The organism is Asticcacaulis sp. P2_B1, from assembly GCF_056404915.1.
The window spans coordinates 1-21,440 of record NZ_JBFUDD010000006.1 but is presented as its reverse complement, the minus strand read 5'-3'; the positions used below and the strand labels follow the sequence as shown (position 1 = coordinate 21,440).

The window sequence follows — 21,440 nt, the reverse complement described above, 5'->3', positions numbered from 1 at the left end:
TTCACATCCGCGTGATATGCGTCCGGATTCGCTTTTATCTCATCTCGCACAAGCGTAATATATGTGCGTCGCCCGGTTGATACAGTTTTTCGGGGCGATGAAGGCGAATAAAGGCACATGATCGYCACATACATATAGAAGCCGCAAGCTAAACATGCGCGGCAACTCAAGCAGACCCAGGATATCGAGCCCAGCGAACTCTATCCTCTAGTCTGACAGTCGAAGTCTCGGCACAAGACCCATCCGATTTATCCCATCGGACCTTATCCGAAACCTTTGGACATTTGAGTCTCTTCTTGCAAGAGGCGCCGTAAGCTTGCGCGCAACATCAGCCACACGATGTCAAAAGGTTTGGGGGAAGGGCGTGAACTGCGCTCCGGAAGAGGTATCATGTTGCCTTTCCGGGTCGAGTTTGGGGGCAGCGCGCCCTTTGCGCCGGCACCGAGCGGGGGCTCGGGGCTGGCGGAGTCTGCGGGAGAACACGTTCCCATTTGGGGGCATAACGTGTTTGGGGAGCAGGCGGGAGGAGGGAGGTTGCCGGGGGGCAGCCTCCCTTTTTTCTTGTCCTATGCCGGGCGAGGCTGTGCTAGGGTCGCGGAAAATATGGGTGGACATCATGATGACGACTTTTAACCGCCGGGGCCTGATAGCGGCAACCCTGGCCGCAAGCGTGTTAGCCACGACGGCGAAGGCCGGCGCGAAGCCTATTCCCGTCATCTTCCATACCGATATCGGTTACGATGTTGACGACACCTGGGCCCTGCTGTTGCTGTTGCGGCGGCCCGAACTCGACCTCAAACTGGTCGTCACCGACGTCAGCAATATGGCCTACCGCGCCCGCGTTGCGGCGAAACTGCTGGTCCTCGGCCATCGTGAAGACGTCGTCGTCGCCGTCGGACCCGACGCCACCGATGCGCCCGGGCCGCAAAGCGACTGGGTCGGCGAATTCGAGCTCAAGGACTATCCCGGCAAGGTGCGCTATGACGGCGCCCAGGCCATTGTCGACACCATCATGGCGTCGCCCGAGCCCGTCACCATCATCAGCACCGGCCCGGCCACCTTGAGCGCCGCGGCCCTGAAGCTGGAACCGGCCATCGCCGCCCGCGCGCGTTTTATCGGCATGGACGGTTCGGTACGCCTGGGCTACGGCGGCGCGCCCACGCCGGCGGTCGAATATAATGTCAAGATCGACCCGGCCGCTCTGCGCGCCGTCTTTGCCGCCGACTGGCTGTCCTGTTCGATCACGCCGGTCGACACCTGTGGCCTGCTGATCCTCGACGGCGACGACATGCAGACCGTGCGCAACAGCTCCGACCCGTTCGCCCGCGCCTGTATCCGCAACAGCGAGGTCTGGTTGCCCAATGCGCCGTGGATGCCCAAGGACTTCGACCTGACAAAAAACAGTTCGACCCTGTTCGATGCCGTGGCGGTGGTTATGGCCTATGACGAAAGCGACCTGGTGATGGAGACCCTGAACCTGACCGTCACCGACGAGGGCATGACCCTGATCGACCCCAAGGGCCGGCCGGTGCGCGTGGCAACCTCATGGAAAGACCTGGCGGGTTTCAAAAAGCGCATGGCCGCCGATTTGACCAGCAAGCCTGCCTAAGGCGTCTTCAGAATCCGTCGGATATTCATGTCGTACAGCGTTGCCGTCAGGACGATGAACCCGGCCTGTACCAGCAGTACCCAATACAGATTGAACCCGAAGATCACCGGCGTGAATTTCGTCACGACGACCATCAGAGTCAGCGCTATGCCAAAGGCCAGGCCGCCGAGCAGCAACGCTACGAAAATGACCGCCGCCACCATCGTCGCCGAACGCAGGCGTTCGACCTGCTTCTCTGTAACCGGCACAGGCACGGTGCGGATGGCATAGGGAAAGAAGACGAGGCCGTCCTCCTTGGTGATCCCGAACAGTGGTCCGGTCAGTTGATCGGTCGGCAGCATCTATCCGCTCCCCAGCGCCGGATGGAAACTCTGCACCAGCGAGCCGGCGACGAGATGCCAGCCGTCGACCAGAACGAAAAAGATCAGTTTGAACGGCAAGGACACCACGACCGGCGGCAACATCATCATCCCCATGCTCATCAGCACCGAGGCAACGACCAGGTCGATGACGAGAAACGGCACGAACAGCAAAAAGCCGATCTCGAAGGCCTTTTTCAGCTCCGAAATCATGAAGGCCGGCGTCACGACGCGGATCGGCAGATCCATCTTGTCCTCCGGCATGTCGATCTTCGACAGCCCGACGAACAACCCCAGGTCCTTCGGATCGACCTGGGCCAGCATAAAGCCCTTCAACGGCTGGCTGGCGGCGTCGAAGGCCGCGGGCATTTCGATTTCCTGGTCCATCAGCGGCCGGATGCCATCCTGATAGGCGGCCTGATAGGTCGGCGCCATGACGATGGCCGACAGGAACAGCGATAGCGAAATGATGACGGCGTTGGGCGGGCTTTGTTGCAGACCCAATGCCGTGCGCAGCAGGGACAGCACCACGACGATGCGGATAAACGACGTCGTCATGATGACGATCGACGGCGCCAGGGACAGCACGGTCATCAGGCCGATCAGTTGCACGACGCGGGCGCTCAACGAACCGCCCTTGCCGAGGTCGACATTCACCGACTGCGCCAGGGCGTGATAGGGGAAGACCATCAGCATGAAGCCGACGATAAAGGTCGCCAACACGATGAGGTTGACCGTCTTCGGGCCTAAAGGTTTCTTCACCGGCGCGGGCAGGTCGGCTACGCTAGAACAGGTCATCGGCGGGGTCCGCGGAGGGGGCAGGGCGTTGCGATGGTGTCTTGGTTCCCGGTTCGGTCAGGTCGTGGCCTTCGCCCAGCAGGATCAGGCGTTCTTCGTCGTCGAAACGCACCAGAACCAGCCGGCGCGCCGGATCGAGGACCAGGGTTTCGACAACCTGAAGCCGGCGCTGGCCGCGCGTCGACTGCAATTTCGCCATCAATTGTGGCGCATATCGCCGCAAGGCATAGGCAAGGCCGAGTATCAGGCCCAAAACTACGGCCAGTGCAAAGATTGCGCGCAGGGTCTGCAGGATATCCATCTTTACCTTTTAGATCACGCATTCTGCCCGAAAAATGGGAGACATTTTTCGGAATGCGTTCGCCTTTTATGCGTCCGCCATGGTTAACAGCCTGTTTACCTAAAGGCTTCGTTAACCAAAAGGTGGGCATAATTTGCCCATAGTTTGGGACTTTTCTCTCATTAGGTTGAGTCGAGACGATTCGCTAAGCGGAAAGGCGGACAAGATGGACACACAAGGCGTATCGCTGCTGGGCGCGCTGCAATCGCGCATGGGTTGGCTGAGCGACCGGCAAAAACTGGTGGCCGAGAATGTCGCCAACGGTTCGACGCCCGGATACAAGCCGAAAGACCTCACGCCGCAGGACTTCTCCGCCCTGGTCGCCGGCCAGAACCCGCAAGGGTCGTCGCTGGGCCTGACCCTGACCAGCGCCATGCATATCCAGCCCGAAGGCCTGACCAGTTCGGGTTCCAAGGCGGTGGTCAAGCTCGACTCCGAAACGACGATGGACGGCAACAGCGTCGTCCTCGAAGAGCAGATGCTGAAAATGTCGGAAAGCCGGCTGCAGTTCCAGGCCGCCGTCGGTTTCTACGAAAAGTCGCTCAACATGATGCGCATGGCCGCGAAAGCCCCGGGTAAGTAACATAAATGATCAACAACAAACCCATCAATGCCGATCAGACCATGGCCGTCGCCGCCAGCGCCATGAAGGCGCAGCAGGCGCGTATGCGCATCATCGCCGAAAACATCGCCAATGCCGACTCGACCAGCAAGACCAAGGGCGGCGACCCCTATCGCCGTCAGACGCCGGTCTTCACCTCGGCGACGATCGACGGCGCCACGGGTGTGCGCCTGGCCGAAATCGCGCCGGACACCTCGCCCTTCGCCATGGATTACGACCCGTCGCATCCGGCCGCCGACGCCGCCGGCTATGTCAAGAAGTCGAACGTCGACCCTTTGATCGAAACCATGGATATGCGCGAGGCGCAGCGCGCCTACGAAGCCAACCTGAACGTCATCGAAACGGCGCGCGCCATGACGCAAAAAACCCTCGACATTCTCGATAAATAGGAACTGACGCATGACGCCTTTGGTAGCGGCGCGCGCCTACGGGGCGGCGATGAAGCAGACCCAGACCCTGGGTAAGGACGAGGCCGGCGTCAACGCGCCCGACTTCGGCAAGATGCTGCAGGGCGCCATGGAATCGACCCTGAAGTCGACGCAGAACGCCGAAACCATGATGACGCAACAACAATCCGGCAAGGTCGAACTGATCGACGCCATCACCGCGGTGGCCAGCGCCGAAACCTCGCTGCAAAGCGTCATCGCCATCCGCGACCAGGTCATTTCCGCTTATCAGGAAATCATGCGGATGCCGATCTGACGGATCTTCGCGACGAGCCTTCGAATAAATACTTGCCCTAAGTTTATACATAAATGTCGTCGGCTACCGCAATTCGTGGTACGTCGCCCCAATAGTTAGTTGGGTTTTGGGGGGCGTGATATGGGGCAGATTTCAGGTACCGACGGCGACGATGTTTTACACGGAACGCCGGGGGACGATACGATCAACGGCGGCACAGGTCATGACACGGTGTCCTACGCCGGTGCCACCGCTGGAGTCACGGTCGACCTGAGCGCAGCGACATCCGAGGCTGACGGCCCGCAAGGCCACGACACCTTAGTGTCCATCGACGGCGTGATCGGTTCCGCTTTCGATGATGTCATCACCGGTCAGGATGCCTTCCAGGAAAATACCGTCTTCGTCAGCGCCGCTGTCGATGGTGGCGTCGGCAATAATGATTCCTATCGGCCACTCGTGTCTCCGGACGGCCAGTATGTTTTGTTCAGCAGCACCGCCAGCAATATTGTGGCGGGCGACATGCCCGCCGGAAATACGGACCCCACTTACGGCCAGGATCTCTTTTTAAAAAACCTGACAACAGGTGCCATTACAAGAATCAATAGCGACGTCCATGGCAATATTGTACCGGCTGATATTAGCGACTATTTTCACGCCAGTCATACCTATACCTTTTCCGCGGATGGACGTTCGATATATTTCAGCTCCCTCAACTACCCCGAAGACCGAAACCTTGATGCCACCCAGATTATCTACCGCAAAGATATTGCCAGCGGCGCCTTAAGCGTCGTTGCCAGCCAGGGAAGCGGTTATTTCTGGACCAATATCAATGTCTCGGCCGATGGCAAGACCCTTTATTATGAACAGTACCATAAGGTTGGCGGCAATTTTCGAACCGATGTCTTTGCTCGCGATACCGCAACGGGACACACAAAAAGCCTGACCAACGATGCAGGGCCTTATTTGAATGGAGGTAGCGCCTACAGCCTGTCAGCCGACGGTCACTGGATGGCCTTTATCGGCAACAGTCTGAACCTCACTGGCCAGGGTCTGTCGGACACGCGCGCTGACATTTTTCTAAAGAACTTGTCGACCGGCGAGGTCCGTGTTGTCGGACATGACGACGCTTTTTATAGCTTCTCGGCCAATGCGGCGCCGCCGCAGGTCTCCGCCGATGGCACCAAACTCCTGTTCGTAAGCGAAACGCCAAACCTCACGGCTGACGACAGCACGACAGATGCCAATATTTTCATCATGGACATCGCCACTGGCGTCACAACCATGGTGCCCAGCAATGCATCTTCCTTCAATCTGGAAACCCACGCGCCGCATTTTGTCGGCAATACCCACATGATCGCCTTTGTCGGTTACGACCCCACGATCAATGGTATCAACCAGCCAGATTTTCTCGACCTGATGATCTACGATCCGGGCACCGGCACCACCCATACCGCCGCCTATGACCTGCTTTATGGTGGTGACGACGCCGGCAATGAATTCGGCCTTTCGTTTTCGGCCGATGGGTCTGTTGTGGCCGTCAGTCCGCTCGACCTAGCCAATGGCCCACCGGGAACCCTGGTGCGTGGCGATACCAACGGCTACGCCGATGTCGTCGCCTTTGATCCGCGAGTGCCTGTTTCGATCGCAGGCGACGATCGTCTGAGCGGTGGTGACGGCAATGATTCCCTGTTCGGACTTGGCGGGATGGATTGGCTCGACGGAGGCAAGGGCAATGACAGCCTGGACGGCGGAAATGGTAACGACACGCTGATAGGCGGCGCTGGCGACGATCGCTACATATTGCGGCCAGCCACGATACTGGATTGATAACCGGCGTCGATACGATCATCGACTCAAGTGGCGAAGATACATTACGCATTACCGGCACCGCGACAGCCGGCGACCTGAATTGGCAGATCGACGGCGAGGACATCTATCTGGCCGTTGGTTATGTCGACCAACCTTCACATCAGTACAATCACATCCGCATTGTTGGTGGTGCGCTCAACCCGATCGAGCATATTGTTTTTGACGGCTCCGTTGCCGGCGCTAGAGTGACCGGTGGCACAGGGAACGAGAGTCTGACCGGAGGCGCGGGCAGCGATACTCTGGACGGGCGTGCAGGCGCCGACACCATGCATGGCGGTGGCGACAGCGATATTTATTATGTCGACAACGCCGGTGACGTCGTGTCGGAGGAATCAGTCTCCGGCGTCGATGATGGCGGTGTCCGCGACATGGTGTTCGCATCGGTGTCCTTCATCCTGGCCGATCATGTCGAGAACCTCTTCCTGACCGGGCCTGGGAATCTCGACGGCACCGGCAATGGCGTCGATAATCTGATCGTAGCCGGCGCTGGAGACAATGCCCTGAGTGGCGGCGCCGGCAATGACTATCTGATCGCCGGAGCCGGCGGAGATACGCTGTCCGGGGACGCAGGCGCCGATATCTTGCGCGGTGGCATAGGGGCGGACCATCTGGATGGAGGCGCAGGCTTTGACGCCGCCGATTTCAGCGATGGCAAGGCAGGTATCGTTGCTTACCTCGACAACAGCGCGTCGGGTAGTGGCGATGCCTTGGGAGATTTCTATGTCAGCATCGAAAGTGTCACCGGAACGGCTTTTGACGACAGACTGTTCGGTACGTCCGCCGGAGATCAGCTGAACGGCGGCGCCGGCAATGACTATCTCACTGGCGGCGACAATATTGCCGGCCTGTCACCCGACAATCTCAGCGACTATGACGAGCTGAACGGCGGGGATGGCAACGATATCCTGGAAGGCGGGCCAGGCCACGATGTCATGGACGGCGGTGCCGGCGTCGACGTGGCTTCCTATCGCCATGCCGGTATAGGGATATTGATCAATAACCAATCTCCGAATGACAATTCCGGCGATCCGGCCGATCCGGCGACCGGCGATATTCTGAGCAATATCGAAATCGTCTGGGGCAGCGACTACAACGACAACATATTTTTCACCGGCGGCCAGATTTTCGGCTACGGCGGCGATGACATTATCTACGGCTACGCCGAGAACGATTACATCGATGGTGGCGAAGGCGCCGATATGATGATCGGTTCTGCGTGGACGTCATTGGGGAATGACACCTATGTCGTTGACAATGCAGGTGACACTGTCAAGGAAGACGCTGACGCCGGGACGGATACCATCATTTCGTCGATCAGCTATGCCCTTGGCGCCAATCTGGAAGACCTTACACTGACCACCGGCGCCCGTAGCGGCACTGGCAACGGCCTGAATAATGTCATCACCGGCACGGCATCCGTCAATACTCTGTACGGCATGGCGGGTGATGATGTCCTCGATGGCGGCAAGGGTGGCGACAAGATGAACGGCGGCTCGGGTAACGACACCTATTATGTCGACAATGCCCGCGACGTCATTATCGAGCTGCATGGCGGCGGCAACGACGTGGTTATCAGTTCAAAGTCCTACACGCTGAGCAATGAGGTCGAAAAGCTGACCTTGACAGGTACTGGTAATATCGCGGGGACAGGCAACAACCTCAATAACACCATCATCGGCAATGACGGCAATAACAAGCTGGTCGGCGGCGAGGGCAACGACAACCTGGGCGGCGGCCTGGGCAATGATACGCTCGACGGCGGCAAGGGGGGCGATGCCATGAAAGGCGGCGCCGGCGACGATCGCTATTACATTGATAACAAGCTCGACGTCGTAACGGAATTCACGAACTCCGGCAATGATACCGTGCTGATCAACGGCACCTATACACTCGGCGCTAATGTCGAAAATCTACGGATCACTGGCTCCGGCGTTCGCTTCGGCACAGGCAATACACTGGATAACCTGATGACCGGCAATATCGGCAACAATACCCTGGGCGGCGCCGACGGCAATGACGTCATCGATGGCGGCAAGGGGGCCGACACCATGCGTGGCGGGATGGGCGACGACGTCTTCTATGTCGACAATACGGGCGACACCGTCACGGAATATAGCGGCCAGGGAACGGACAGTGTCTTCAGCTCGGTGAGCTTCATCCTTGGCAACAATGTCGAGAACCTGACCCTGACGGGCGCGGCCAATCTTAACGGAACCGGCAATACCCGCGACAACATCCTGGTTGGCAATACCGGCAACAATAGCCTCGACGGCGGAAAAGGGCACGACACGCTGACAGGAGGCCTGGGCGCCGACACCTTCGTGTTTTCCGCCCTTAGCGGCAACGACACCGTCACCGATTTCTCGGCCGTTCAGAATGACCGGATCGATGTCTCGGTCTACACGCACGGTGTGGCCCATACCGCCTTCATCTCGCAAAGCGGCGCAGATACGCTGATCGATCTCGGCGGTGGAAACGTCATCACGATCCAGAATACGACCGCGACCGACGCCAGTTTCCTTAGCCATATCGTCTGGTAGGTCGGGCGAAAAGGTCGCACGCACCCTTGGCGACCAGTGCCCTGTCATTTGATTACGATCAAAGACGCATGCAGGCGGCGCATACATAAATCACGGCCATGATTTGGGACGCCTGTTTGTCGGGCGTCCCGCCGGCCTGCCGCCATTTCAAATCTCTTAAGATTGGCTCCAAGCCGGTGTGAAAGCAACCCGCGGTGCCTACCGGCACCCTTGCCTGAGGATTTGCCATGCCCCTGCCCAATACCAAGCGCTTCATGTCCAATCTCGTCCACAGCGTCGACGGCGGCTATACTCTGACAGGCAGCGGCGCTTTGTCGCAGACCCTGGTCACCTTCCCCTATTCGCGTTGGGTGTCGGGTATCACGGATATCAATGGCGACGGCATTCCCGACATTATCACCGGCGGACCCGGCGACGATGATACCGCCTCCAATGCCGGCCGTATTTTTGTCCGCTTCGGTACGGCGACCGGCGGCACCACGACCGACATCACCGATACACCAGGGGGGATTTACATCCTCGGAGTCAGTGCCGGCGACCTGGCTGGCACCGCGGTCGGCAGCGTCACCGACCTGAACGGCGACGGCAAGGCCGAGATGCTGGTCGGCGCTCCCATGGTCGACAAGGGTACGGCGAGCGATGCCGGCGCGGCCTTCGTCCTTTGGGGCAGGGGCAGTGGTGAAATCGATCTTGCTGATCCGTTCGCCGGTGACGGTGGCGGCTATGTCATCAAGGGGGAACTGGCCGGCGACCACGCCGGCGCGGCCATGGCCTCGATCACCGACCTCAATGGCGACGGCAAGGCCGATATCCTGGTTGGCGCTTTGGACAACGACGCCGGCGGCAGTAATGCCGGCGCCGCCTATGTCGTCTGGGGCAAGAGCTCTGGCTCGGCCGTCAATCTGACCAGTGTCGCTACCGGCACCGGCGGGTTCCGCATTGTCGGCGAAGCGGCCGGCGACGCCGCCGGTGCGGCGCTCGGCTCAATCCACGACCTCAATGGCGACGGCAAGGCCGACATCCTGGTTGGCGCCACCGGCAATGACGAAGGCGGCACGGATGCCGGCGCGGTCTATGTCGTCTTCGGCAAGTCGACCGGCACCCAGGTTAACCTGTCGTCCATCGCTGCCGGCACTGGCGGTTTCAAGATCATCGGCAATGCCGGCGACGCCATCGGCATGGCCATGAGCGACATCGGCGACGTCAATGGCGACGGCAAATCGGATATCCTGGTCGGTTCGTCCAACGGTGACGCGGCCTACATCGTCTTCGGCAAGTCGACGACGACCTCTGTCCACCTTTCTGACGTAGCCAATGGTATCGGCGGCTTCATGATCACCGGCGAGAGTGCCGGCGACCTGGCCAACCTGTCGGTTACCGGCGGGGTCGATCTCAATCGTGACGGGGTCGCCGACTTCGTCATCGGCACGCCGCACGAAGGCGAGGGCGGGTTCAACGCCGGCGCCGTCTATGTTGTCTGGGGCGGCGCCACAGCGACGGTCGACCTGTCGGCGGTGGCCATGGGGGCGGGGGGCGCCAAGATCGTCGGCAATCTCGGCAGCCTGACCGGCGCCGTGGTCTCGATCGTCAACGATATGAACGGCGACGGCACATCCGACCTGATCATCGGCAGCCCGGGTTCGGGCGAGTCGGTCCACGTCGTCTATACCCCGGCGGGCTGGCTGCCCGACACCAATATCTATGGGACCAACGGCGACGACGTCATGGGAGCCGGTTATGGCGGAGCGCACACGATCGGCGCCGGCGACGACCTGATTTTCGCCCTGGGCGGCAACGACACCATCGCCTCGGGCCTGGGTAACGACAGCATCAATGGCGGTATGGGCGCCGACGCCATGACCGGCGGCGCCGGCAACGATACCTACTATGTCGACGACAGCGGTGACACGACGATCGAACTGACCGGCGAAGGCACCGACACCGTCATCGCCTCGATCGACTGGACATTGTCGGCCAATATCGAGAACCTGACCCTGGACGGTTTCGGCCTGACGGGCACCGGTAACAGCCTCGCCAACACCATCACCGGCAGCGACAATGCCGACACCCTTAACGGTAAGTCCGGCGCCGATACCATGATCGGCGGTCTCGGCGACGACACCTACTATATCGACAATACCGGCGACATCGCTCAGGAAGCGGCCGGCGGCGGCACTGACACCGTCATCGTCAACCGCAACTGGACCCTGGGCGCCAATCTCGAAAACCTGGTGCTCACCGGCGCGGCCTATGCCGCGACGGGCAATGCGCTCGACAACACCCTTACCGGCGGCAGCCACGACGATACCCTGGACGGGGGCGCCGGAGCCGATCGGATGATCGGCGGCCTGGGCAACGACAGCTACAAAGTCGATAACGCCGGCGACACTCTTGTCGAAAACGCGGAAGAAGGCACGGATACCGTCACGGCCAGCGTCGATTACACCCTGTCCGCCAATGTCGAAAACCTCAAGCTCACCGGCACGGCCCGCAGCGCCACGGGCAACGCGCTGGCGAACAGCCTGACCGGCACGGCGGGTAATGATATGCTGGATGGCGCGGGCGGCGCCGACACCATGACCGGCGGCGCGGGCGACGATACCTACCGTGTCGACAACGCCGGCGATCTGGTCGTCGAAACGGCCGGAAAGGGTACAGACACGATCAACACGACGCTGGACGGTTATGTCCTGAGCGACAATGTCGAGAACCTTGTCCTGTCCGGATCCGCCACACATGGTACGGGGAATGCTTCGGACAACAGCCTGACAGGCACGGCGGCGGCCGATGTGCTGGACGGCGGCTTGGGCACCGATACCATGACCGGCGGGCTCGGCAACGACACCTATCGCGTCGATAATGCCGGCGACGTTACGGTCGAGGCGGCGGGCACCGGTACGGGCGTCGACACGGTCATGGCGTCGGTCGCCTGGACGCTCGGCGCCAATATCGAAAAGCTGGCCTTGACCGACAGCGCTCACAGCGGCACGGGCAATGAACTGGACAATACGCTGACCGGAGGCGCGGGTAATGATGCGCTCAATGGTCTGGACGGCAACGACACCATCGACGGCGGGGCCGGTGCCGATACCATGTCCGGCGGGGCCGGTAATGATACCTACTATGTCGACAATGCCGGCGACGTCATCGTCGAAGCTGTCGATGGCGGCACGGATACGGTGGTCGTCAGCTCCGACTGGACCCTGTCCGCGGGCTCGACCATCGAAAATATCCGCGTGTCCGGCGGCGGCCATGCTCTCACCGGCAATGACGGCGACAACACCCTGTCGGGCAGTTCCGGTCACGATACCCTGGACGGCGGCGCCGGCGACGACGTCGAACTGGGGGGTGACGGCAATGACACTCTGGTCAGCACCTCCGGCCACGATTCGCTATCCGGCGGCAGTGGTGACGACGTTTATGAAATCCATGGCGGCGCTGCCCATATCGAGGACTTCCTCGGCCATGATGAACTGGACGCCCATGAAGCCACCGGCGACAGCCATATCGACCTGTCGGGTGAAACCGATACCGAAATCGAGAATGAAGTCTGCGATTTGGGCCAGGGCGGCAATACGGTCGGGCCGCTCGATGTACAATTCCTGCAAGACCTGACCGGCTCCTTCGGTGACGATATCGCCAGTGTCCGCTTGCTGGTACCCGGCATTGTCGCGGCCCTGCAGGCCGTCCAGCCGGACAGCGAATTTGGCCTGTCGAGCTTTATCGACAAGGCGGTTTCCCCCTTCGGCGCGCCAGGAGAATGGGTCTACCAACTGGAACAGGGACTGACGGCCAACGCGGCCGATCTGGCGGCCGTCTATAATGCGATCACGACTCACAGTGGCGAGGACCTGCCCGAGTGCCAGATCGAATCCCTGATGCACCTGGCCCTGACAGCGGCTGATGTCGGCTTCCGCCCGGATGCCGCGCGCTTCGTCGTCGTTTTCACCGACGCGCCCTTCCACGTGGCGGGCGACGGCGCGGCCGGCGGCATCACCACGCCCAATAATGGTGACGCTGTTCTGGATGGCGTCTTCCCGGGCACCGGCGAAGACTATCCGGCGATCGCGCAGCTGGCCGCCGCGCTCCAGGCCGCCAATATCATTCCGATCTTTGCCGTCACCGCCGATGTCACCACCTACTACACCGATCTCGTGGCGCAACTGGGCCGCGGCACCACGGTGACCCTCACGGCCGACAGCTCGAACGTCATCGCCGCGGTGACCGGCGGTCTGACCGAAGCCACGCGCACCGTGATCGAAGACGCCACCGGCGGCACCGGCAACGACACCCTGATCGGCAATGACGCCATCAATGTCCTGCGCGGCAATGACGGTCGCGATCATCTCGACGGCCGTGACGGCAATGATACCCTGGACGGCGGCTTGGGTAATGATACCCTGGACGGCGGCAAGGGCGTCGATACCCTGAAAGGCGGCGCCGGCAACGACCTTTACTATGTCGATCTCGGCGATGTCGTTACCGAAAATGCCAATTCGGGCGCCGACACGGTCCTCAGTTCATCGACCTTTACCCTGGCCCTGAATGTCGAAAACCTGACCCTGACCGGCTCGGGCAACCGCTTCGCCACCGGCAACGCGCTCGACAACCATGTCATCGGCAATGTCGGTAACAACACCCTGGGCGGCGGCGCCGGTAACGACGTCATCGACGGCGGCAAGGGCGCCGATATCATGCGCGGCGGCGCCGGTGACGATCGCTTCTACGTCGATAATACGGGCGATAAGGTCACCGAATACGCCAGTCAGGGTACCGACACCGTTTGCAGTTCAGTCAGCTTCGTCCTCGGCAACAATGTCGAGAATCTGATACTTACCGGTGTCCATGCCATCGACGCCGATGGCAATGGCCTGATCAATACCCTGGTCGGCAATATCGGAGATAATATCCTGAATGGCGGCGCCGGCAACGACACCTTGACGGGCCGGCTGGGGGCAGACACGTTCGTCTTCGGCCTCGGCAGTGGCGCTGACATCATCACGGATTTCTCGTCCGGTCAGAACGACAGGATCGATGTCTCGGCCTACACGCATGGTGTGGCGCATACTGCCTTCATCTCGCAAAGCGGCGCAGACACGGTCATCGATCTGGGCGGTGGAAACGTCATCACCATCCAGAGCACGACGGCGACCGACGCCAGTTTCCTCAACCATATCACCTGGTAGCCGCGTCTTCCAAAGCCGCCGATTGCACGGCCGGTCTTTATAACCTTGTTAGGGCTTTATGATACCGTCCGGCTGAACATCGGGGACGAATCATGGCGCACCTTATCGGCACGGCAACCGGCGACAGGGGCGTGCATGCCTTGCACGGTGCGGATGGCGACGATCTGATCGAGGGGTTGGGCGGGGACGACGAGCTGTTCGGTGGCGACGGCGATGACGTGCTGGACGGTGGCACGGGTGGCACGGGTGGCGACATCATGCGCGGTGGTCTCGGCAACGACACCTATTATCTCGACAATGCCGATGATGTGGTCCGTGAATATAGCGGGCAGGGCGTTGACACCGTCGTGACTCGCGGCAGCTATATCCTGGGCGACAATCTCGAGAACCTCGTCCTCGACGGACATGCCGATCGCATCGGTAGCGGCAATGCCCTGGACAATCATCTCACCGGCAATGACGGCGCCAATGTCCTCGATGGCGGCGACGGTAACGATAGGTTGGACGGCGGTCTTGGCGCCGATATTTTGCGCGGCGGCACGGGCAACGACACCTATTTCGTTGATAATTCGGACGACGAGGTCAGGGAATATGCCGGCCAGGGCAGAGACACGGTCCTCAGTTCCGTCACTTTCCGCCTGGGCGCCAATATCGAGACCCTGTCCCTGACCGGCATGGCTGATCTCAGGGCGGTTGGCAATGCGCAGGACAACCACCTGATCGGCAATGACGGCAATAACGCCCTTTATGGCGAAGGCGGCGACGATTTCCTGCGTGGCGGGGCCGGTGACGATATTCTGGTCGGCGGTGCCGGCCTGGACTCGCTGAATGGCGGGACAGGCAACGACATCTATTTCCTTAGGAACGGCAGTGGCGAGGACGATACCGTCCACGAAAATGCCGGCGAGGGCATTGACGAAATCAGGGCCGACATTAATTACAATCTTCCGGCCAATATCGAGAACCTGACGCTTTCGGGTATGGCCATCTATGGCAATGGCAATAACGACGCCAATGTCATTACCGGCAACTATCGCAGCAACCGCATTGACGGCAAGGTGGGCGCGGATACCATGATGGGCGGTGCCGGCAACGACACCTACTATGTCGACAATTCCGGTGACAGGGTTGTTGAAAATTCCGCTGAAGGGTTCGACCAGGTTCAGGTGTCATCCAGGACAGGCATAACCTTCTCAATGGGAGCCAATGTCGAAAACATGACGGCCGACGGTGCGGGAACCTTCGACCTGACTGGAAACAATCTTGACAATGTGATCGCACTCAATGGCGGCGACTATGTCCTGGCCGGCGGTGGTGGTGGCGACACCTATGTCTTCAGCCAAAGACTGATGGGGCACGCGGTCATTACCGATTACAGCGACGACGACGTCATCAGGATCTTCGACACCCATAACCAGGGTCCTGTCACCAGGACGCAGGTGGGGGCGGATGCCGTGCTGGATCTCGGCAACGGAAAATACATCCGTGTTGAAAATCAGTCGATTTACGCGCTCGCCGTTCAGGTAAACGCGCTTCCGGGCCATGTCGGCACATCTGGCCACGATGACATAGCTGGCACGCGTGAAGACGATACGCTGCTGGGGCTGGATGGCAATGATGCTATCCATGGCGGCGGCGGCAACGACTATATCGACGGCGGCACCGGCGCCGATTGGATGGTGGGCCGATACCCGGGGTCCCAGGACCCGATCGACAGTGCGCATCCCGACAACGATACCTATGTCGTCGATAATATCGGCGATACCGTCACCGAAACCTATGCCGGCGACTTCAGCATCGATACGGTCAGGTCCTCGATCAGCTATGTATTGGGGGCCAATCTCGAAGTCCTGGTCCTGACCGGCACGGCCGATCTTGACGGCACCGGAAATGCCCTGAACAATAGTCTGATCGGCAATGCCGGCAATAATCGCCTCGACGGTGGCAGCGGCGACGACACCCTGACCGGTGGCGGCGGCAGGGATCAACTTTTTGCTGGCGACGGCAATGATGTGCTGAGCGGCGGCCAGTCGGCGGATGTCTTCAATGTCTCGCCCCTTGCCGGCCAGACCCAGCTCATCAACGATTTCAAGTATAGTGAACACGACAAGATCAATATCGTCGCTGACTACAGTGAACCCGTTGTCTATACCTTGACCCAGGTTGGCGCGGACGCCTGGATCTCGATCGAAGGCGGGGGTGTTGTGGTCGTCAAGAATCACTCAATCGACGACGGGCATTTTGTGACGTCCATCAAGGTCAACGGCCGCGCCACGATTTACGGCAACTCCGGAAATAACAATCTCTTCACCCCCGGCGGCGATGTCGTCATCTGGGGCGGCGATGGCGACGATGTCTTGCACGGCAGCGGTTACCACGCTGAAAACGGCAATAGCGGTGATGATTATCTCGACGGCGGCACCGGCACCGACATCATGTATGGAGGCACTTACTACGATACCGGCAACGATATCTATGTCGTCGACAATGTCGGCGATGTCGTTATCGACGAGACATCCAACCGCATCTCTGCCGCCCGAAATCATGACCTGGTCCTGGCGTCGATCAGCTATACCCTGGGCGACACGATCGAAAATCTCACCCTGATCGGGACCGGGGATATCAACGGAACGGGCAACGGACGTGCCAATGTCCTGGCGGGCAACAGCGGCCACAATATTTTGAGGGGCGGGGCCGGGGGCGATACCTTTGTTTTCACGCAGGGCAGCGGCGCCGACACGGTCGCCGATTTCCGGGTCGGCCAGAATGACCGGATAGATGTCTCGGACTATACCCACGGCACGCCGCAAACTGCCATTATCTCTCAAGCGGGCGCCGATACGCTGATTGATCTCGGTGGTGGAAATGTTATCACCATACGTTATATGTCGGCGACCGATACGGCTTTCCTTGACCACATTATTTGGTAATATTTTACCGTTTCCAGGCAAAATAATTACACATAACGCAGTTCGTTCTATTGTTGTCGTGACGGTAAGGGCGTGTTAACCCTGTCATATTGGGCCGGGCGTTCCGCCTGGAGGCGATATTTCAGGGGATATTTCTATGGTCAGCATGCTTAATGTCGGCGCTCAAACACGCGTCAATACCTATACCTCCGGCGCTCAGCGCCAGGCCCAGGTGACCACACTCGCCGACGGCACCTATGTCATCACCTGGACCAGTGCCGGCGAAGACACGGGCGGCGACGGTGTCTATATGCAGCGCTACAGCGCGACCGGCCATAAGCTGGGTCTCGAAACCAAGGTCAACACCACGGTCACCAACGACCAGAATGCCTCGGCGGTCGCCGCGCTCGAAACCGGCGGCTATGTCGTCACCTGGCAAAGCAATCTGCAGGACGGCTCCGGTTACGGCATCTATTCCCAGCGCTTCGATAATACGGGCACCAAGGTGGGCGGCGAGGTGCGCGTCAGCACCGCATCCAGCGGCAACCAGGCGACTCCGTCGGTCACCGGCCTGAACGACGGCGGCTATATCGTCTACTGGAACAGCGTCCAATCCGGCAGCGGGATCTATGCGCAACGTTACGATCAGGCCGGCGTCAAGGTCGGCGTCGAAACGCATGTCAACACGACACCCTACAACAACTATTTGCAGGATTCGTCGATCACGGCCCTGGACACCGGCGGCTATGTCGCGACCTGGACGGCTCTCAATGGCGACAGCACCGCCGAGAATATTTACTACCAGCTGTTCGATGCGGCCGGCGCCAAGATCGGCGGGGAAACCCAGGTCAATGTGACGATCGCCGAATCCGTCTACAATCCGGATGTGACGGCGCTGAACGACGGCGGTTTCGTCGTTGTGTGGACCAGTGACGGCGATATCACAACCATCCATAGCCAGCGTTACGATGCTTCCGGCAATGCCCAGGGAGATGAGGCGGTGCTCGGCGCGGCAGGGTTCACGAACACCGAGACCTCCGTGACGGCGCTTGCCGACGGCGGCTATGTCGTGGTCTGGGGTGCCGACACCACCATCCTGCTCCAGCGCTTCGACGATCAGGGACATGCCATCGGCGGCACGTCCCTGGTGGTGCCGGAGCGCGTGGGGGCCACCATGCTCGATCCCGATGTCTCGGCCCTGAGCGATGGCGGTTTCGTCATCACCTGGACCGACAGCAATCTCGATGGGTCCGGCAGCGGCGTCTTTCAACGCGCCTTTTCCAACRCCGCTTCGCAAGCCGGCGACCAGACCCTGTACGGTACCTCGGGCAATGACGTCCTGGATGGCGGCACCGGCGCCGATACCATGATCGGCGGCAATGGCGACGACACCTATTACGTCAACTGGGCGAACCACGACGTCGTCTACGAAGCGTTCAGCGAAGGCTATGACACGGTCGTCAGCAGTGTCACCTATACCCTGGGCAGCGATGTCGAAGCCCTCACCCTGACCGGCTATGCCGCGATCTCCGGCATCGGTAATTTCGACGACAACGCCATTACAGGTAATGCCGGCGCCAATGTTCTCGATGGCGGCGGCGGCAACGATACGATCGACGGCGGCGGCGGCAAGGACACCATATATGGCGGCAACGGTGACGACGATCTGAGCGGCGGCGCCGGCAATGACACCCTTTATGGCGAAGCCGGCCATGACGACATGCATGGTAATGACGGCAACGACACCATTACCGCCGGCGACGACGGCAGCACCATCACCGGCGATGCCGGCAACGACATTCTTTGGGGGGGCGCCGGTAACGACAATGTCGACGGCGGCGCCGGCGATGACAACCTGATCGGCGGGGACGGCTCCAACATCCTGCAGGGCGCTGACGGTAACGATGCCGTCTACGGCGGCAACGGCGACGACTACATGACCGGCGGGACAGGCGACGACTATCTGCAGACCGGTAACGGCAACGATGGGGCGCACGGCGGCGACGGCAACGACACGCTCATCGGAGAAGGTTCCGGTCCGAAATATCTCAATGGCGACGGCGGCGACGACACCATCGAAGGCGGCGTCAACAATGACACCATCACCGGCGGCTCGGGCGACGATTACATCTATTCCTCGGCCGGCATCGACCTGATCGACGGCGGGTCGGGCGTTGACACCTATTATGCCGGTCAACTCGGCGGAAGCGCCAACATCAACCTGGCCACCGGCCGTGCCGGCCAGGGCGCCGGCAATGTCACGACTCTCACCGGCTTCGAAAATGTCACCGGCACGTTTTTTGGGGACGTCATCGTCGGCAACACCGGCGACAATGTCATCATCGGCGGCCAGGGCGGCGACCGCATGTCGGGCGGCGGCGGCAACGATACCTATTGGGTCGACAATTTCAGCGACACGGTTATCGAAGGCGCCAATGCCGGCTATGATGTCGTCCACAGCTATGTCGATTTCACCCTGGGCGCCAATATCGAAGACCTGGTTCTGGAAGGCTCAGGCAATATCTACGGGGGCGGCAACGCGCTCGACAATACGATCTATGGCAACAGCGGCGACAATTCCTTTAATGGCGGCGGTGGCGTGGATACCTTCTACGGCGGCGCCGGCAACGACATCTATTTTGTCGATAACGCCGCCGACTTCGTATCGGAAGAATCGTCGGGGCCCGGTACGGACGACGGCGGCACCGATCTTGTCTATACGACGGTGTCGATCATGCTCAACCCCTATATCGAGAACCTGACCGTGCTGAGCTTCGACGGCAATTTCGTCCTCGGCGGCAATGAGGCGAATAACATCATCATCGATTCGACCAGCGACAGCGGGGGTGCCGGGCACAATACGCTTTACGGATTCGGCGGCGACGACAGTCTGCAGGCGTTTTCCACCACTGACACGCTTTACGGCGGCGCCGGCAATGACAACTATTTTCTTTATGGTGCCAATGAGACGGCTTCGGAGCAGATGGTTTCCGGCACGGACGACGGGGGGACCGACACGATCTTTGTCGGCGCGAACTGGACCCTGGGCGCCGGGTTCGAGAACCTGTCCCTTCTGGGCGTCGGCAATTTCAATGGCACAGGCAACGGCTTGACCAACATCATCATCGGCAATAGCGGCAATAACGTGCTGGATGGCCAGGCCGGCGCGGACACCATGCAGGGCGGCCTGGGCGACGACTTCTATTATGTCGATTCCCAGGGCGACGTCTGTGACGAAAGCGGTGGCGGCGGCACGGACCAGGTCTATGCCTCGGTCAGCTATGCCCTGGTCAGCGGTATCGAGAATTTGAATCTGATGGGCGCCGGCAATACGCTGGGCATCGGCAACAGCGGCAACAACATCATTATCGGCAATGGCGGCGCCAATAGCCTGACCGGCAATGACGGCAACGATACGCTGAACGGCGGGGCCGGCACCGACAGCCTGACCGGCGGCCTGGGCAACGACACCCTGACCGGCGGCACCAGCGTCGACAAGTTCATCTTTTCCGCCGCGGCCCTCAACGGCCTCGACCATATTGCCGACTTCAGCCTGAATTTCGACAAGCTGGTCTTCAGCCATAACGACTATGCCTTCGCCGCCAACCATGTGCTGACGGCGTCCGAGTTCACCTACGGCACGACGGCCGTCGGGACTTCGGCCCAGTTCATCTACGACAATGTCAGTCACACCCTGTATTACGACAGCAACGGTACGGGCGCCGGCAATATGACGGCCCTGGCCATCTTCGATAACAACGTCAAGATTACCACGGCCGATTTCCTGTTTACCTGATAGTCCATACCCGCCGGGCGCGGCCTATGGTCTGGTAAGGCCGCTCACCGGAAATTGTAACGTGCGAAATCAAAGCGCCATGATACTGTCCCCGCAATAATAAAAGCGGAGGACAGGGTCATGGCGCACATAGTGGGCACGGCCGGCGACGACCGAGGTGCTGCGGCACTGCACGGCACGACGGGCGACGATGTCATCGACGGCCTGGCCGGCAATGACGAGCTCTATGGTGAGGACGGCAACGATATCCTTGACGGTGGCACCGGCGCCGACAAAATGTGGGGCGGCACGGGCAACGATACCTATTATGTCGACAACAACGGCGACCTTGTCACCGAACTGTCGGGTCAAGGTATCGACACGGTTATCAGCTCCCGCCTCTACACTCTCGGCGCCAATGTCGAAAACCTGACCCTCACCGGCACCGGCAACAGTCAGGGCAATGGCAACAATCTGGCCAATACCATCACCGGCAATGACGGTGGCAATCGGCTGAACGGCTTGGCTGGCAACGACATTCTGATCGGTGGGCTGGGCGACGATACGCTCGATGGCGGAAAAGGTATCGACACTTTGAAGGGCGGCCTTGGCGACGACCGCTATTATCTCGACAGCGCGTCGGACAAGGTCACCGAATATTTCCAGCAGGGCAACGACACCGTCGTGATCAACGGCACCTATACCCTGGGCGCCAGCGTCGAGAATCTGATCATCACAGGCACGGCCGACCG

The 21,440-nt window shown here is 60.2% G+C and carries 13 protein-coding genes; 10 read left to right on the top strand and 3 right to left on the bottom strand.

The window, feature by feature from the left end; all coding sequences use genetic code 11:
• Positions 1-616 precede the first annotated feature (616 nt).
• Positions 617-1,609: a nucleoside hydrolase gene (locus AC1DX3_RS14535; protein ID WP_476990033.1), complete on the top strand. Its 993-nt coding sequence runs from the start codon at positions 617-619 to the stop codon at positions 1,607-1,609.
• On the opposite strand, the gene AC1DX3_RS14530 is transcribed toward AC1DX3_RS14535, so the two are convergent.
• From AC1DX3_RS14530 to AC1DX3_RS14520, 3 genes are read right to left on the bottom strand one after another with little or no spacing between them, the layout of a single operon-like run.
• A complete protein-coding gene (locus AC1DX3_RS14530; RefSeq protein WP_476990032.1) occupies positions 1,606-1,950 on the bottom strand; it encodes a hypothetical protein in 345 nt (114 codons plus the stop codon). The two genes, AC1DX3_RS14535 and AC1DX3_RS14530, sit on opposite strands and share 4 nt — an antisense overlap.
• Positions 1,951-2,766: a flagellar type III secretion system pore protein FliP gene (gene fliP / locus AC1DX3_RS14525; RefSeq protein ID WP_476990031.1), complete on the bottom strand. Its 816-nt coding sequence runs from the start codon at positions 2,764-2,766 to the stop codon at positions 1,951-1,953.
• Complete coding sequence (locus AC1DX3_RS14520; protein ID WP_476990030.1) at positions 2,753-3,067, bottom strand: FliO/MopB family protein; 315 nt, start codon at positions 3,065-3,067, stop codon at positions 2,753-2,755. The genes fliP and AC1DX3_RS14520 overlap by 14 nt, the downstream gene beginning before the upstream one ends.
• 205 nt (positions 3,068-3,272) lie before the next feature.
• Here AC1DX3_RS14520 and flgB point away from each other — a divergent pair, with 205 nt between their 5' ends.
• From flgB to AC1DX3_RS14475, 9 genes are all read left to right on the top strand, one after another.
• Entirely contained in the window at positions 3,273-3,689 is a 417-nt protein-coding gene (gene flgB, locus AC1DX3_RS14515; RefSeq protein WP_476990029.1) for a flagellar basal body rod protein FlgB, read from the top strand.
• 5 nt (positions 3,690-3,694) lie between these two features.
• Positions 3,695-4,117, top strand: a complete 423-nt coding sequence (flgC, locus tag AC1DX3_RS14510; RefSeq protein ID WP_476990028.1) for a flagellar basal body rod protein FlgC — start codon at positions 3,695-3,697, stop codon at positions 4,115-4,117.
• A gap of 10 nt (positions 4,118-4,127) precedes the next feature.
• Positions 4,128-4,430, top strand: coding sequence for a flagellar hook-basal body complex protein FliE (fliE, locus tag AC1DX3_RS14505; RefSeq protein WP_476990027.1), 303 nt, complete (start codon positions 4,128-4,130; stop codon positions 4,428-4,430).
• 120 nt (positions 4,431-4,550) lie between these two features.
• Positions 4,551-6,236 carry a hypothetical protein gene (locus AC1DX3_RS14500; RefSeq protein ID WP_476990026.1) on the top strand — a complete coding sequence of 562 codons (1,686 nt, stop codon included), beginning with the start codon at positions 4,551-4,553 and terminating at the stop codon, positions 6,234-6,236.
• Positions 6,233-8,818, top strand: a complete 2,586-nt coding sequence (locus tag AC1DX3_RS14495; RefSeq protein ID WP_476990025.1) for a beta strand repeat-containing protein — start codon at positions 6,233-6,235, stop codon at positions 8,816-8,818. The genes AC1DX3_RS14500 and AC1DX3_RS14495 overlap by 4 nt, the downstream gene beginning before the upstream one ends.
• Before the next feature lie 227 nt (positions 8,819-9,045).
• Positions 9,046-14,004, top strand: a complete 4,959-nt coding sequence (locus AC1DX3_RS14490; RefSeq protein ID WP_476990024.1) for a hypothetical protein — start codon at positions 9,046-9,048, stop codon at positions 14,002-14,004.
• Between the two features lie 92 nt (positions 14,005-14,096).
• Positions 14,097-16,934 (top strand): hypothetical protein, encoded by a 2,838-nt coding sequence (locus AC1DX3_RS14485; protein WP_476990023.1) that lies wholly within the window; start codon positions 14,097-14,099, stop codon positions 16,932-16,934.
• A 136-nt stretch (positions 16,935-17,070) separates the two neighbouring features.
• Positions 17,071-20,709: a hypothetical protein gene (locus AC1DX3_RS14480; protein ID WP_476990022.1), complete on the top strand. Its 3,639-nt coding sequence runs from the start codon at positions 17,071-17,073 to the stop codon at positions 20,707-20,709.
• A gap of 120 nt (positions 20,710-20,829) precedes the next feature.
• Positions 20,830-21,440, top strand: a 611-nt coding sequence (locus AC1DX3_RS14475) for a calcium-binding protein (RefSeq protein WP_476990021.1), incomplete at its 3' end; no start/stop codon positions are given.

Bases quoted from the DNA above. Each gene is read 5' to 3' on its own strand.
- flgB (WP_476990029.1), top strand. From the start codon at position 3,273: ATGGACACACAAGGCGTATCGCTGCTGGGCGCGCTGCAATCGCGCATG.
- flgC (WP_476990028.1), top strand. From the start codon at position 3,695: ATGATCAACAACAAACCCATCAATGCCGATCAGACCATGGCCGTCGCC.
- AC1DX3_RS14530 (WP_476990032.1), bottom strand. From the start codon at position 1,950: ATGCTGCCGACCGATCAACTGACCGGACCACTGTTCGGGATCACCAAG.
- fliE (WP_476990027.1), top strand. From the start codon at position 4,128: ATGACGCCTTTGGTAGCGGCGCGCGCCTACGGGGCGGCGATGAAGCAG.
- AC1DX3_RS14500 (WP_476990026.1), top strand. From the start codon at position 4,551: ATGGGGCAGATTTCAGGTACCGACGGCGACGATGTTTTACACGGAACG.
- fliP (WP_476990031.1), bottom strand. From the start codon at position 2,766: ATGACCTGTTCTAGCGTAGCCGACCTGCCCGCGCCGGTGAAGAAACCT.
- AC1DX3_RS14485 (WP_476990023.1), top strand. From the start codon at position 14,097: ATGGCGCACCTTATCGGCACGGCAACCGGCGACAGGGGCGTGCATGCC.
- AC1DX3_RS14490 (WP_476990024.1), top strand. From the start codon at position 9,046: ATGCCCCTGCCCAATACCAAGCGCTTCATGTCCAATCTCGTCCACAGC.
- AC1DX3_RS14520 (WP_476990030.1), bottom strand. From the start codon at position 3,067: ATGGATATCCTGCAGACCCTGCGCGCAATCTTTGCACTGGCCGTAGTT.
- AC1DX3_RS14535 (WP_476990033.1), top strand. From the start codon at position 617: ATGATGACGACTTTTAACCGCCGGGGCCTGATAGCGGCAACCCTGGCC.